Genomic DNA, 14,644 nt, shown 5'->3' on the forward strand with positions numbered 1-14,644 from the left:
TCCTACCCTAAAACATATTAGATTCCTTTATAGTAAATTCCTCCTAATTAAATAGTAATGTTTTTATATGAAGTAAATTTTTTACAAGTCAAATAGTGAAAAAAGACACCCTCAAGGGGTGTCCTGAAAGTCCGGAATAGGTTCTGTTATATTAAATAGTGCTACTTGAAAATACCTTAGCATTTTTAAATTCTGTTGCCTCAAACACAGAATCCTTAACTATATTCTGCCCGCTTGGCAGAAGAAGTGCACCAATGCCTCCTGCGCCATTTACATATTCAATGTTAATAGCAGCTGGCAACTCTTTTTCATCCAAAACTGTTTTCATTGGCTCGGAATAGAGGTAATGTTCCTGCTCTTTTAGATAGTAATAGCCTGTATTAATGGTTGGATGCCAGTTTTTAGCCGGATCTTTTCCATTAAGCGTCCCGACAAGATACATCTTATCGCCACTGTTTTCAATCTTGGTTACCACCCATAAATCGTTATCTTCTATAACATATCCGACATTTTGGTAGATTGCACTGTAGCCTTCGAAGGACTCAGGTGAAGGCAGCTCCATCCTGAAATCTTCCGAAGGGGTACAAACCCCATCAAAGACTTTTACCTCTGGTGAGCGCCATACAATATCCGCTCCTGATTTTTCATAATAATTGGTATCCAGGTGGATTCTTAATGTGTCTACTTCAGACCGGATATAGGTAACTGTATAGGCTTCACCAGCTGCTGGCTCCAGGCTTCCTGAAAGATTGGGAGACCAGTCAATATAGTTGCTTGTTAGCTTGAAGTCACCAAAACTTCCATTCCATTCATGGTAGGTCACGGTTCCCCTTTTAATGGAAACAATCCGATTTACATGACTTAGCGGGAGGGGATCCATCCCATTCTTATCACTTCCCCTTGTCAGTTCGGCCGTCAGCACTTCTGAGTCCCTGTAGGTTACGGTCAATGGCAGATGTTTCCCTTCCCAATCAATCGGAATAAAGGATTCATCTACTCTTTGTCCGCTCTTTTTATGGACCGAATCAGGAATGATGGATACCTCATATGGATTATCACCATCAAATTCAGCTTCCGGTGCCAATGCTGGTAGAATGATATTAGGCGGGATTTTTAAAACGACACCTTCTTGCAGGTCCGTGCCTTCATTCAGAAGCTTCAGATCAAAGGAATGAATATCATGCTTAGCTGCAACACTATCCCAAGTTTCACCGGCTTGGACCGTGTACTCCCTAGTAAAGTCTGCATAAGAGCTTCGATTGAATTGTGTGCGGACGAATTCCTCTCGAATGTCGTTAAAGTTAATGACACCACTATATATTTTCTCTTCCGACACCCAATCCACATATCCTTTTGGCGGAGCAGCAGGCACGCTGACAGAAATCTGTTCACTTGAGAAATCCTCTATATTAAGGCCAACAGACTGATCATATAATGCATTGTGGCTGGATTTCATTGTGTAGGCTGTACCATTCTTGAACCTTAGTGAAACATCTGCGTTGGATGTATTGTTGGGAATCTTAATGGACTGGCCTTTCACTAATGTGCCATCTTCATTGGCCAATATATTCCCGCCATTAAGGGCATTAATTTCATTTGCATCTGCCTCATACATGTTTGCCACATCAGCCATTGTTTGTCCTTGGACAACAATGTGCGTATCACTTGGCCACCCATTCTTTAGAAAATAGCGGTATCTTTTCTTTTCATTGAGAGACGGAGTAAAGGTCGAATCTACCTCCCTATCGTAAGGGCGGAGATATTGTACTCGGCCTGCACCATATTGATAGTGGCTGATAATTCCTGTCTTTTCCCCCATCTCCATTCTTCTGTGGATGACTTTTGCAATGACCTCATCTGAAGCTAGGTTAGAAGTGTTGGTCCTTGTTCCCTTCTTCTCTTCGGACTTGAAGTATATCTGGACGTCATTTGGACGTTTTGTATTATCGGAGAGGCTGTAAAGTAAGCCGGTACGGTTAATGGAATCCTGATTAAAGGCAATATGCCCTGCGGGCGAAGGATAAACAAATGCATAGTCACCTATCTTCTGCAACCCTTTAATTCCATTCCCTTCACCATCCACCGCTGTTATATCTTTATCAATTACATGCGCCTTTTCAGTGTACTGAATCATCTGGTCTATATCGATTAAATCAACAACTGGAGTTCCCCTTACTGCAGAACGGGTTAATTCAACAGTCAGGAAATATGGCTGTGGGGAAAACAATAATGAACGGTCACTGACATTCATCGGATTTCCGATTTCCTTCAATTTATTAAGCGGGTTGCGCTGATCTGATTTTGTTTTTGAGAAAATGTAGGAGATTTTAGTGTCACTCGGATCTTTCGGAGAATAAGCCTGGGTATTCCAGGAGAGGATTTCGGCAGTTCTGCCATATGAGAATCTGGCTCCCTCATTGATTGGACCGAGCGTCAGGGAATGAGAGGTAATTCCCCTTTTTAGTCGAAGTCGTTTAGTATTTTTCTTGTATGGGGCACTGATTGGACCCCAGAAAATATTATCACGGCTTGAAGACGAGCGGATAACCATCTCTGCAGGAGCTGGAATGTTCTCAGTCCATCTGATTCGGTCCATATGTTTAAATTGTTTCCCACTAAGAGTAGCTACCTGAGCCATATCAAGCTTCACCGTATATTCCCCGTTATAATCATAAAGCCCGCTGTCATCAGAACGAAGCTCTACCCTGTCAATAACAGGTGATGTTTTGCTATCGGATGCGTAAAGCTCTATTTTTCCTTGAACATACCGAATATTAGAGTAAGTAATGCTCGACTGCCCTGAAACAAGAAATGCTTCACCACCCTGTACTTGCCTGGTAAGAGTAAGGGCTTCCCAATTGGACCAAGTAGATTTGTTCGCAGAGGTCCTGATAGAAACTGTCAAATCACTTGTCCGGATTTTTACACCTGCAACAATTGCATCTCCTGTAGAATTCTTGGCAGCAATCACAATTTTGTAGTTGCCGTAGCCAAACGGGTCGAATACTATTTTGGCAATTTGCCCAGCACTTATCTGGGAAAGCGTAGGAATTGACTTGGTTTGTTTCAATGCCCATTGAAATGTACCTGCCGCTTCCTCCTCTTTGTATAGCTTTGCTTCGATATTCTGTATCCCCTGACTTTGCATCCGCACATGAACTTCCGGGCTGTCTCCTGTGCCTAAAAACTCTAATGGTGCGTTAATCGTTCTGGTTTTGAGATCCGACCCTTGTAATGTCCATGAGTTTACCGTTGGCATACTAAATTCCCGTTGGTTTGCAGAATAGAATACACTCGGCAGCTGCACCAGAATAGATGCATTTACTTTTGAACTGAAAGGTTCCTGTCCGTCAAATACTTCTGTCAGGTATTCCCCGTAAAAAGCATTAATTCGGCCATATAAAGAACTCGAGTAAAAATTACGTTGGTATTGAGCCAATCCTTTTCACCACCTTAATAAAATTAGGAGGAGAGCATTCTCCCCCTACTTATACTTGATTTTCAACTGGAATGTTCTAGCATCAAAACGCATGTAGGAGTAAGGTCCTTTTGATGCATCAGGATGATAAAGGGCAAGTCCTTTTATGGATCCATCCCTTAATTTCTCACCGAAGGATTTCGGGAGAGTCACCCAGTGGCCTTGCCCCTGATCAAAGTCAAGATTGGTCACTTTGTATGAGTTTGCAAGGGCAGGAGCATTCTTTTCAGAAGGAAGATATGAGGCATTCGGATAGTTATGCGTCCATACATATAGGAATCTTCCGTCATCTGGATATCCATGATGAAATGAATAACGCTTGATGTACATTTGAACGCTCACGATGGTCTTTCCCTTAAGCTTGCTTTGCCAGCCTGAATAATCAAGGAAAAATAATGACCTATGATTCCCCCACCGAGTTCCCTTTTTTACGTACATGCCGCTTTCGTATTTATCCCGAAGCTCTATCCACTCACCATGTATAACTTCCTTATTGTTCATTTCAGTCCGATATTCGGCAGCCGGGTAGACATTCCTCCCATTCTGCTTGTAAATTGCATAGCTCGTACGCCATGTTCGGGTTGTGGGAGATTTCTGCACATGTTCGTATACTGGTTTCGCAGCAGTTGTGCCGGACATTGTAACCCAGGCAGAAGCTCCTGCCCTATTGACTGCCCGAATCTTGTAAGTGTACTTTGTCTTTTCTGTGAGCCCGTTATACCAGATATAGAGATTTTTGGTCGTAACCGTGGAGCCAGAACCATATTGAGGATCAATTTCATAGTGTTCAGCAGTAGTAACAGCCGGCCATTCAAAGTGAACAGTATCGGGGTCTACAGCTTTTAATTTTGGCTTTGGTGCCGGAGGAGGTTTCAGAGGGTCAATGGTGATAACACTATCAATATAAAACCATGGACTTTCATCTCCATTTATATCAAAAAGCTTAACTGCGTATGTGTAAAGCCCGTCCACTTTTCCTGTAACAGTATGAACATAAGCTTTATTTGGACCATTGTAAATATCGGAATAACTCCGAATGGTCCCTGTATTGGCCAGGTTTCTTTGTTGAGTTCTTAAACGGTAGCTCAATACTCCAAGAGGAACCTTGACATTATATGACTTTAAATAAGCGCTGGATGACGAATCCCGTTTATCGATGGCATATGCCCTGATCACGTATTTACCTGTCTTTGCACTTGACATGTGTTGAAAATCAACGTGGCTCATGGGGATGTCTATTCTTCTTCCGCTGCTTTCAATATCGCTGACTCGGTAATACAGCTTGTAGATTACACTGTAGTCATTAAAACCAGCGTCCAGCTCAAAACGGTAATAAGAAATATCCTCGTTTAATTCACTTCCAATGTGGATGCTGCATTCACCATGTGTAAGAACAGATGGTTCCCATGAAACATCTACTGTCAGGTCAGAATCACCTTTGTTATAGGCACTGCCCTCTTCAATTACAAGATCTGCAGGGCTGGAAAATGACATATATATATTGGATGGTGCCCGGGGAGGAATTCTTGTCAATCGGTCAAAAAAGCTGTAGATCAAGTGAATGTCACCAGAACCCAGCCCATCTTCGACCAGTTCATCAATTTCATGGCGGTAAGAACTTTCCTTATTAGCAATTACATTCAATATATGTTCAATCGCCGTAAAATCCTTCCTGGCAGGAACTACATCGCCAGAAAAAAGGCCGACAGCGTTTTCAAGTGCATGGTTTTCTTCACTGGAGTCATTTACGTAGTCTCCCAATACCTGTATGGCATTCTGTCTAATTTCGTCAAAGTAGCGTCGTGTCCCAATGTACTCATAAGGATCTGGACCAGCCGGCCACACTAAGTCTCCTTTCAGGGATACATCAGCAAATACAAAAGGCTTTTTCCCGCTTTGTGCAATGGTATTATTCGAAGCTGTCACACTAACTTCCCATTCATAAGAATCCTCTAAAGTGAAAGAATTGACATACGGAGCAATGTTTACTTCAGTTTCAGCGGCTGCACTAATGGTGACAATGGCCGCCAATGAGTCTTTGGGATAAATTTTTACCTGTGCACTCTTTTGAGAATCAGTTGAATACTGAGGAATGAAACTCCAGGAGAAGATTAATGAGGATGGAACTTGCGGGGAAACGATAGAGTTAAAGTTCGGGGATAGCCCCTCTGGCCGTTTTGCCATTTATCATCACCCTTTCTTAGCGGTCAAATACTGCCGGATGAACAGGTTCGACAATCGCGTAGTCTAAGCGCACCTTTGAAGATGCGGTTAATTTTCTAACTCTTAGCTTCGAACCGGCACTGTTGTTAAAGATAAAATAGAAATTTTTATATTCATTGGGAGCTTTAAAATCGCTCCCGCTAATCACGGTCTTCTCAAGGATGATGTTGCTTGCATTTAGGGACGCAATTTCCACTAGGGAACCCGGAGAAAGGCTGCTTGCTGATAATCTAACAATGGCAACATATCTTCCATAATGCATCCCTTGGAGGCTTTTGTTTAGGAGGTCGGTAGTATATAAGGCATCGCTTTCTGCTGCGCGGCCAAGAAGGGTTTTACCGTCTTGGACACTTGTTGCAAGAGAGTCTGTATAATCGAATTCCCTTGTCCAGCGAGTATTTGTTTTCCCTAATACTGTTAAGGTAGCATCCTTTTCAACTGTGCCTCCTGTTGTCGAGGAAAGCTTGTCATTTAAAGATTGGGAAATCTTTGTGTCCTTACTTGGATCTACCAGAAGGTCAGCCCCCGTAATCCCAGTCTTAGAGAGATCAACGTTGGCTTTGGGCAATTTGCCCTGCACCTCTTCTGTAAGCACGATTTTTTCAGGCATTCCTGGAATAGCTGAAGCACTTCCAAGGTGACGGTGCTGCTGAATGGTTGGATTAGTCGTTTTTGATTTATCAAACTTCCAGTTAGGACCTCCATATCGCTTATCAAATTCTGAATACCAGTCATATGTTTCCAGAGCTGTAATTCGGTCATTAACGGTGGATGTCTTGGCAATGCTTAAAAGCTGTGCCGGGTCTGTGACAGGGTTGCCGTTTACATCCACTGGCTTTGCTGGAACTTGGGCCATTTCCCCAAGCATCCTCTGAATGGCCATAATGGCATCTTGAAGGGAATTGACATGTTCAGCCATGTTATAGTCTTTTAAATTTGTCCAGCGTATCAAGTTAGCATTAAGCTTTGAACCGCTGCGCTCGTCAAATGTCTCAGGGAAACGGGTCATGATTAAGTCTTCATAAATCTTGTTCCCCACATAATTCGCTGTTGATCCTGACATATTTATCACTCCTTATTATTTCGGCAAATCAAGAGATATTGAGCCAGTTTTATTAATTTTTACGGATACGCCGGGTGAACCTTTTTTGAAAGACCCTTCTGTATCAATAACAGCAGAAAACGAACCTTTTCCAAGGGTGACACTGCCATTGACAACCTCCGTATCAAGGAAAGTTGTTGCGGCCGCTGTCGTATTGGATGTCAGTTCCTCGTCTGTTGTCAGCCTGTAGGTCTGTGGCATATCGGTCGTATCGGTCCACTCGACTATAAGCTCTTGCAGGGAAGGTGTCACGGTTCTATCCGTCGTTTTCATTTCGACATGGATTTTGACATGGGCTTCTTCCTTATTGTGGAGTACATCTTCCCCTGTCACGATTTCCAAGCCAGGGTTTAGATTATCCTTAAAGGTATACCCGTAACGGTTATCCCAATTGATTTGGGTTCGGAACAGGAATTTCTTCATGGCTGTGATGGTGTAGTGAAGAGGAATAATTTCAGAAGCTACCAGCGTGTATCGGTACTGCTCCAAATCATATTCTTCATTCGGCACTTTGCCCTTAGCCACGATTTTATATTTAAACCTTAGCTCTGGATTATGCTCCTCTACCTGCTCTTCAGTTCCGTGGAGTCCTACATAGGCTTTGAAGTTACGAACAGAAGACTCTTCTTTAGGACCTGTGACGAGGAGGTCATCCCCACCGCCAATCCCTGACTGAATCTCCTCATCCTTCCACTGGGCTGAAAAACCATCCCATATATGAGGAAGGTAATGAAGGCCCATGTTGTCCTCTTCGATGCTTCTCCAATAGGCTTCTCCCCAATTCATGTAATCCCACGAGAATCCGAGATTGCTATTGATCTGATCGACATATTGAATGTACTTTTCGTTTGGTGTTCCATCTGGATTAATAAGGGTTGACTGAACGTAATCATCATCAGATAAAGCTCCAAGCTTTACATCTTCTTTCGAAATGCCGAGCTCCCGGCTGATTCCATTAATTAATCCATTTTTGGTTGCACCGCCTGGATTCTTAAACACATCGAGAATCCTTTCCTTGAACGCCAGATTTCTTTCACCTGGCAAACGATAAATGCCAAGGAGCATCCCGAATTCATCAAAAGGATTCCATATGTGATGAAGCATATACTCATAGTGGAGGGTGTCCCCAATCTCAATTGCGTCAAATGGCTTGAAAATATTTTCTTCCATAAAATAGTCCAATGCTCTGATATAGACATAACCCTCTGTTTCATCAATCATAAATTGGTTTTCATGGCCTTCAAAAAACAAGCGGACCGTATCAACCGGCATGCACTCTACTCTTTCACCATTCATCACCAAGCGGACATGGACATCAGCACCTACATTGACGACATCTCTAAGCGCCAGAGGGACTTTGTAGCAGAAATCGACTTTTTGCAGATCGGCTGTGCCAATGTACATGTTATTCCAAATGCCCTCAAGATAGCGTTCTACCTCGCTAATTTCCACCCCGAAAGCATTCAGGAATTTTGCTCCTACGGATTCAGGGTCTTTGGCCATCTTCATCCATTGCGGAAGCATGGACATCATGCTTTTTGTATGCTTATTTATCATAGAATTTCACCTGCCTTTTAAACTACACTTATCTTACGCAAGAAAAACCGCTCTTCCTTTGAGGGAACAACATTTTTTATAAAATATTGCTTGTCCGCTATGGTCAGTTCCTTGATTTCCATATCAAGAATTTGATCGCTTGTTTCCATAACACGCTGGACAATTTCATTAATAATGATGGAAGTGCCCATGTTCAACTCCTTCATATATGCACCAACATTGGTAATGACACGATTCCGGATATACTCTCTTTCAAGTGAAGTTGTTTTTGATGTGAAGATTAGGTTGAGGTTAATATCGACTGGTTTATATTCGCTGGTCTTAATTTCCGCAGCCATGCCATAAGCAGCTGCTTCATCAACAATAGCTTCCACTCTTGTTAGAAGGTCATTTTCGATAGGATATACCTGGGGGATGACGTAGCATGTAAAAGATCCAGTTCCTCTAGTGAATCTCTTAAACTGAACATCTGCTACTCCATCAATCTGAAGGACTTGTATGCGGAGAGAAGTGAGGTTTGCATTTTGCTGGACACTTACCCAATTGACAATTCTTGCACGGTAATCCATATCAGATTCTTCGGGAAGACGGACGCAGTTGATCAATTCCGCAACCAGATCGAGATACGCACCCTGTGCAGTAGACACGAAGCCCATTGCTTTGGCTAAATCCAATTCATCATAAAAAGGACTGAACTCCTCAAGAATAACTTCCGCAAATGTTCTTGCAACCGAACCCGGGCTTGTCTCCGTGATGCCACCTTGGGCTCTCAGCCTTGTCAGGACATCCTCCAGCATTTCTTCAAAGGTCTTTTTCATTATTTATTCACCTCATATTCTGTAAGCAGCCCATGCTCCAAATCCATAACGACTGCGATGGTCATTTCAGCTGCTGGTCTGTTGATAGTTATATAGAAGAGGATTTCGCCTGGACTGATTGGAACAGGACGAATGAAAAGGTCTTCTGGTTTAATGAAATCATCATACGTTAGACACTTCTCTATCAGCTGAACGCCCAATTGACCAGTTTCTCTTGTGTTTTGAAGCCCTATCAATTCCGATAAATCTGCTCCAATTTCATCATGCTGCTGCCAATCCGGATTATCGGTCCGCAGCCTGTTCATGATCACCTGTTTTTCACTCATGTAAGAAACAGCTAAAGGGATATCCCTTACAAGTTCCCCTTCTGTGCTTTCCGTTGAAATCTCTCCAGCAGAATCTACATAGACAAGCTGGTCAAATTCGTTGTAACTGGGAGAACCCAATTCCAGGTCTCCATCGGCCGTTAAGCGCCAATCTACTTTCATATCAGCGGCCTCGCTTTCTACCGGCAGTTTCAATGCCGATTTCTTCAATGATGCTATTCACCTTATCATCGTAATAGGCTTTTCGTTTTTGTTCCTGGAATATTGGAAGGTCTTTCTTTCCGCTGAAGGTTTCGGTGCTCACTTTGGGGATAATCCGCTTGCCGGCTACTTTTTCGCCGTGATAGAAAAAGGGGTTAAAGTTGTGGTTATTCCAAATCAATCCGTGCGGTTTGGTATGCATTCGCATTTCCTTGGTAGCAAAATGGACAGAATCTCCATAAAAGATAATGCTATTGTCTTTTGGATCAAGCCTAATGCCGGTATCTTCATTGACAAAAAATTCAATGGAACCATCATCGCAAAGCTTAAATGTGGCTCCCGTCTTCGGATGTTTCAGGGCGATTTCATCTTCACCAATGAATGTCCATTTTTCTAATTCGTTCTCCAGGCTTATGGGGTCAAAACTGACCGCTTCTTTTTGAAGCACCTGCCTCCAGTAAGGGAAATGGATATCCTTATCCCCGTCACCGTAAACCTTGTTCACATACGCTTCATTCAACACAATCCCTCCTTAAAAAATACGTGACTGGCGTATGGTCCGGCCACCGTATGGGCTGCGGTAATTTTCTTCTGAATGATTATTTTTGTAGACAGTTGATATATATGGGGATTCTTTCGATTTGTTTTTGAAGGAGATGGTAACCTTATCCCCGTTCTTTACGGACTGGGTAAACACGCCATCCCCATCCTTTGGAAGGGAAACATTTTTCATGGTTCGGAGCGCGTGGGAGTTTTCATCAGAATAAACTACTTCACAAACAAGTTTTGTATAATCTACCTGCACCACATACCCTTCAATTGTGCCTTGGAGCCGGTTTAGAGAAGGAAGGACCACTTTACTGTAAATGGATTGATGGATTTGACTGTTAAAGTTCACTGGTTATCCCACCTTTCCGGAATGTTTTCTTCCAGCTTGTACTGTTCTTTCAATTTCCCATCAATTATGTCATGAAAAGACTGTTCGGCTACATATGGCCCCTGCCGCTTTCCATCAATGCTGACGTAATAGAAGATTTCATGATAATCTTTGCTGAAGCCGAGAATCAAGGACATATCCCCAAAGCATGAATAATTTATTCGAACACATGCCTCTCCTTCATGACTGACCATATAATCTCTAATCTTCATTTCATCACCCACTTTCCTGGACCACCATATATCGGAATACCATCATAGCTAAAATCTTTTCCTTTTGGCGCTATATCCAGGTGGACAAATCCCTTGTTCTGCTCAAAATTTCCTCCAATGGCTATTGAGCGGATACCCAGAAGCCAAGCGCAGTCTGCAATTTCCCGAACCTCATCAATATCCCCTACAAGAATATCCATGGCACATCCTGCTTCATGGGGAGATAATTGACCTGATTCACTATACCTAAATCCGCTAACTATCTCAAAGTAAGGTTTTTTCGTCTTCAAAAGCAAGCTTTCAAACACGTTTTTTGCATCGGGAGAGTATAAATTCCCCTCATATCCATCGTAAATGCCTTGATGAACAAACCGTTTTTTATTCAAATGGTGATAGCCCCTATAATTTGTGGTGCGCCCCCAGCCGATTCTTTCATAAAGAAAGGCTTCCCTTGTTAAGCTGGATGAACCCGAAGCTATTGGTCTATAAACATACGACTCTCTGTAAGCCTGATCTATCAACTTTCCTTCAGGAGGCAACGGCTCGATCAGGTTTCCATAGTCTGCATGCATGTGCTCTTCGCCTTCATGGCCAGCTTCCTCTTGAAAACTTGCATTGGCTGCAATCTTAAAGTCGGATTTTTCCGCAATCTCCTTAGTAAATGTCATGCTGAGCATTCCGCTTCGGATATCTACCATTTCTTCGGGATCGAAAGTATTATATTTTCCGTCCTTCCCTTTCCCTTTGCGGTTTCTGAAATCCCTTGTGGTTTCAAAGTGAAGGTGGACACCCTGAGACTCCCCTTCATCACCCATTAAAGCGATGTGCTGACCTTTCTTTACCCTGTCTCCAATTTTTACTTTCATGGAGCTCTTAGGCATATGCCCATAAATGGTATAAAGCTTATCTGAATGCTTAATAACGATCCATTGGCCGAAACCGCCAGCAGGTCCGGCTGCAACTACTACTCCATCACCGGCCGCAAGGATTTTACAGTTTCGGGCTCCCTTTTGGGCGGGGCCAAGGTCAACACCCCAGTGCATGGTTCCCCATCTGCGTCCATATCCCGAAGTATAGCGGTACGACTTTGCTTCTACTGGTGCAACCAGCTCTCCGCTGCCTACAAAATTGCCAATCCCGCCATCTGGCTCAGAAACAGCACTTCCTGTATCTTCACTTTCTGCAGTTTCTTCTTCCTCCCAGCCCGCCACGAGGTCCCGATTTAGTTTTTTGGTAGAAAGATATTCTTTTCGAACCTTATAGGCTTCCCTGGCATCTTTCAGCTTTTTGGCATACTTTTCTTTGTTGTATTTCTGCTTATCTGTAGCCATGCTGAATCCCTCCTACCCTTACACTTCCTGGCCCCCTGTATTCTGCAAGGTTGTCATAACCCCATACCGATTCTGGACCGACATCGACATGGACAAATTTTGGGCCTATCGCAATAGAACGGACGCCCAGCAGCCATGCTGTGTCAGCAATCCGAATGGCTTCTTCTGCAGTTGGAGCAAAAATATCCATTGCTATTCCAATAGAATGAGAACTATCGTTTGATTCTCCAAGCGGTTCATACCCTCTTGCCACAACCAGCTGCCTATATCCCAGTCTTGCTTTTAGCAATGAGAATACTTCCTGTGCTTCGGGAGCGTAATAGTTTTCCTGCGGTCCTGACAAATGAATAAATTCACTGGAAGGAAGAGGAGCATAATCAACCTTTTCTGCAAAAAGGCGCGATAGTTTTCGGTCAGACACATACTTCTCACGGATATAATCAGGCGCTTGAAAGTAATTGCCTTTTATTTTCCCTACAGGGACACGGTAGGAATAACTCTGCTGCTGGAGGAAAAGGATTTCTTCTTCATCTTTAGTACGAAGTGGAGCTTCGAAAGAGGTTTCCGTATCCCTCTCTGATTTAATGGAGGCCATTGTTGGCCCACCTAATGAGCGGGCAGTAGAGGAACTCGCTGAGGAAGAAGCAACTTTGATATCACCAAGGCTATTTAGAGTCAGTGCCGTATCAACAAAAGGATCTCTTCCGAATCCCTTATACATAGCAGCGACCTGATTGGCATAGATATAGCCACCTGATGTTACTTTACTGCTCCCATTGCTTGGTACACTAAAACCGTTGTATAGCCAGGCTACACCATGGACATTGGGTTTTAGTTCATACCCTTGGCTTTTATATCTTCTGTATCTATCCCCATTATTTTTGATAATGGAATTGACGTAGTTATGCTTGCCCTTAATAACAAGGCAGCCCGCATAGATATTGTAAACCGGATCATTTCGGACCTTATCCCATGATAGTCCCTGTGATTTAGCTGTATCATATTCAACCTGCATCAAACCTACACAATTATAGGCATTAGGCTTGGAACTGTGCTTTCCACCGGTTTCGGTTGCCATAATGATTTTGACAAGCAAAGGATTAACTCCGGCTTTCCCAGCTTGCTCAAAAATTGCATCATTCCACTTATCGGTTCCTGCCAGCTTTGCTTTTAATCCGGTCTGATAATTTTCACCTATAATCTTATCGTAATAATTGTCAGGCCCTTTATATTTAGCAATGGTTGGCATTTCGCCATGGAGCTGAATATTGGCAACACCCGTATCCTCTCCTCCGCTTGCACTGCTTGAACTTTTCTTCTTTTTCTTCAAGGAGAACTCTTTTAAGTAGCTTTTTCGTTCTTCATATGATTTTTTGGCTTCCTTCAGTTTCTTTACATAACTATCCTTGTTGTACTGTTGCTTGTCTTTATCGGCCATGTTTCACCCTCCTTATTAAGACAAGCTAACCATTTATTTTGAAAATCGCCATAGTTTACATAAAAAAACAGGGGGGCTCCCCTGTTTTTAGTGCTCTACATAGATTTTATTTTCTTCAATTAATTCCTTTCTCAAGACAATCAAATCCTGCATTGCTTTTTGGTCTACTGGAATTGAGATGAAGTGAGAACGAGAAGTTTCCCGCTCGAAATATTCAAAGTCGGGATTATATTTAATTGCTTTAAACAGTTCAAATGGCTCTTTTACCACAATGACTTCTTTTGGACGCTTGCAGTAATCGTCCCAGATTACGGTTGTGAAATATCGCAGGTTGGGCAGACCGTAATATTCACACAACTTTTTCGCTGTTTTGGTTTCCTTTGAAATCGTAATGGATGTTGGAAATTTGTCATTTGCTGAAAGGACCCGATAACCGTTAGTAAGCATCATCGGTTTCTTTTCTCCAGGAAAATGAACATTGATTTGATTGTCGATAAACTTTTCACAATCAAGTAATTCCCGTTCCTTTTTATCTTTGATGTCAACGGTTTCAAAGACATCAACCAGTAATGGTTCACCGAACTCTTTTTCGATAAGTTCCTCGTAAATACCCCACTGCTTCGTTGCCCAATCATGGACATCTCGTGACCATTTTATCCTTTCTTCCGAACTCCTTTTATAATTCTCCGCAATACGTTTCATGATGTCGGTAAAATCATTTGCATGGTTAATGTTTAAATTGAAATTTTCTACATGGTTAATGTTCAAATTATAATCTTCCACCTTGCCAACTCCTTAGTTTTTATTTTTTTGATACAAAAAAGCATGGGTTGGCAAGGAATATCTCAATGGAGAGGATACTCACCAGCCAAACCCATGCTTACTAGGCGGAACCGGTGAGTTCCAATCCTATTTAGTTTTTCTTAATATCAAGCTATAAATTTACCTTTCTTTTGACGTCATCTCCTTATCTTGATTTGCCTTACACTGATACTGTATGAAGGAGCCCATTCTTTATGAC

At 42.5% G+C, this 14,644-nt stretch carries 12 protein-coding genes; all 12 read right to left on the reverse strand.

Annotated elements, in window-relative coordinates; all coding sequences use genetic code 11:
- Positions 1–151: 151 nt before the first annotated feature.
- Entirely contained in the window at positions 152–3,439 is a 3,288-nt protein-coding gene (locus tag IRB79_RS27865; RefSeq protein ID WP_243509914.1) for a LysM peptidoglycan-binding domain-containing protein, read from the reverse strand.
- A 45-nt stretch (positions 3,440–3,484) separates the two neighbouring features.
- Positions 3,485–5,662, reverse strand: a complete 2,178-nt coding sequence (locus IRB79_RS27870; protein WP_243509917.1) for a fibronectin type III domain-containing protein — start codon at positions 5,660–5,662, stop codon at positions 3,485–3,487.
- A 16-nt stretch (positions 5,663–5,678) separates the two neighbouring features.
- Positions 5,679–6,764, reverse strand: coding sequence for a hypothetical protein (locus tag IRB79_RS27875; RefSeq protein ID WP_243509919.1), 1,086 nt, complete (start codon positions 6,762–6,764; stop codon positions 5,679–5,681).
- A gap of 15 nt (positions 6,765–6,779) precedes the next feature.
- Entirely contained in the window at positions 6,780–8,360 is a 1,581-nt protein-coding gene (locus IRB79_RS27880) for a hypothetical protein (RefSeq protein ID WP_243509922.1), read from the reverse strand.
- Positions 8,361–8,377: 17 nt separating this feature from the next.
- Positions 8,378–9,178, reverse strand: a complete 801-nt coding sequence (locus IRB79_RS27885) for a baseplate J/gp47 family protein (RefSeq protein ID WP_243509925.1) — start codon at positions 9,176–9,178, stop codon at positions 8,378–8,380.
- Positions 9,178–9,714 (reverse strand): hypothetical protein, encoded by a 537-nt coding sequence (locus tag IRB79_RS27890; protein WP_243509928.1) that lies wholly within the window; start codon positions 9,712–9,714, stop codon positions 9,178–9,180. Before IRB79_RS27890 ends, IRB79_RS27885 begins: the two co-directional genes overlap by 1 nt.
- On the reverse strand, positions 9,668–10,225 hold the full coding sequence (locus IRB79_RS27895) for a hypothetical protein (RefSeq protein WP_243509930.1): 558 nt from the start codon (positions 10,223–10,225) through the stop codon (positions 9,668–9,670). The genes IRB79_RS27890 and IRB79_RS27895 overlap by 47 nt, the downstream gene beginning before the upstream one ends.
- Positions 10,226–10,237: 12 nt before the next feature.
- Positions 10,238–10,603, reverse strand: coding sequence for a hypothetical protein (locus tag IRB79_RS27900; protein WP_243509933.1), 366 nt, complete (start codon positions 10,601–10,603; stop codon positions 10,238–10,240).
- Positions 10,600–10,854, reverse strand: a complete 255-nt coding sequence (locus tag IRB79_RS27905; RefSeq protein ID WP_243509935.1) for a hypothetical protein — start codon at positions 10,852–10,854, stop codon at positions 10,600–10,602. The genes IRB79_RS27900 and IRB79_RS27905 overlap by 4 nt, the downstream gene beginning before the upstream one ends.
- The gene (locus IRB79_RS27910) at positions 10,851–12,185 is read right to left on the reverse strand and encodes a M23 family metallopeptidase (protein WP_243509937.1); all 1,335 of its coding nucleotides are present in this window, start codon (positions 12,183–12,185) and stop codon (positions 10,851–10,853) included. The genes IRB79_RS27905 and IRB79_RS27910 overlap by 4 nt, the downstream gene beginning before the upstream one ends.
- Positions 12,172–13,623 (reverse strand): transglycosylase SLT domain-containing protein, encoded by a 1,452-nt coding sequence (locus IRB79_RS27915; protein ID WP_243509941.1) that lies wholly within the window; start codon positions 13,621–13,623, stop codon positions 12,172–12,174. The genes IRB79_RS27910 and IRB79_RS27915 overlap by 14 nt, the downstream gene beginning before the upstream one ends.
- A gap of 87 nt (positions 13,624–13,710) precedes the next feature.
- Entirely contained in the window at positions 13,711–14,406 is a 696-nt protein-coding gene (locus tag IRB79_RS27920; protein WP_243509943.1) for a hypothetical protein, read from the reverse strand.
- Between the last annotated feature and the right edge of the window lie 238 nt (positions 14,407–14,644).

The sequence above is a fragment of the Cytobacillus oceanisediminis genome (genome assembly GCF_022811925.1).
GTDB classification, from domain to species: Bacteria; Bacillota; Bacilli; order Bacillales; family Cytobacillaceae; genus Cytobacillus; species Cytobacillus oceanisediminis_D.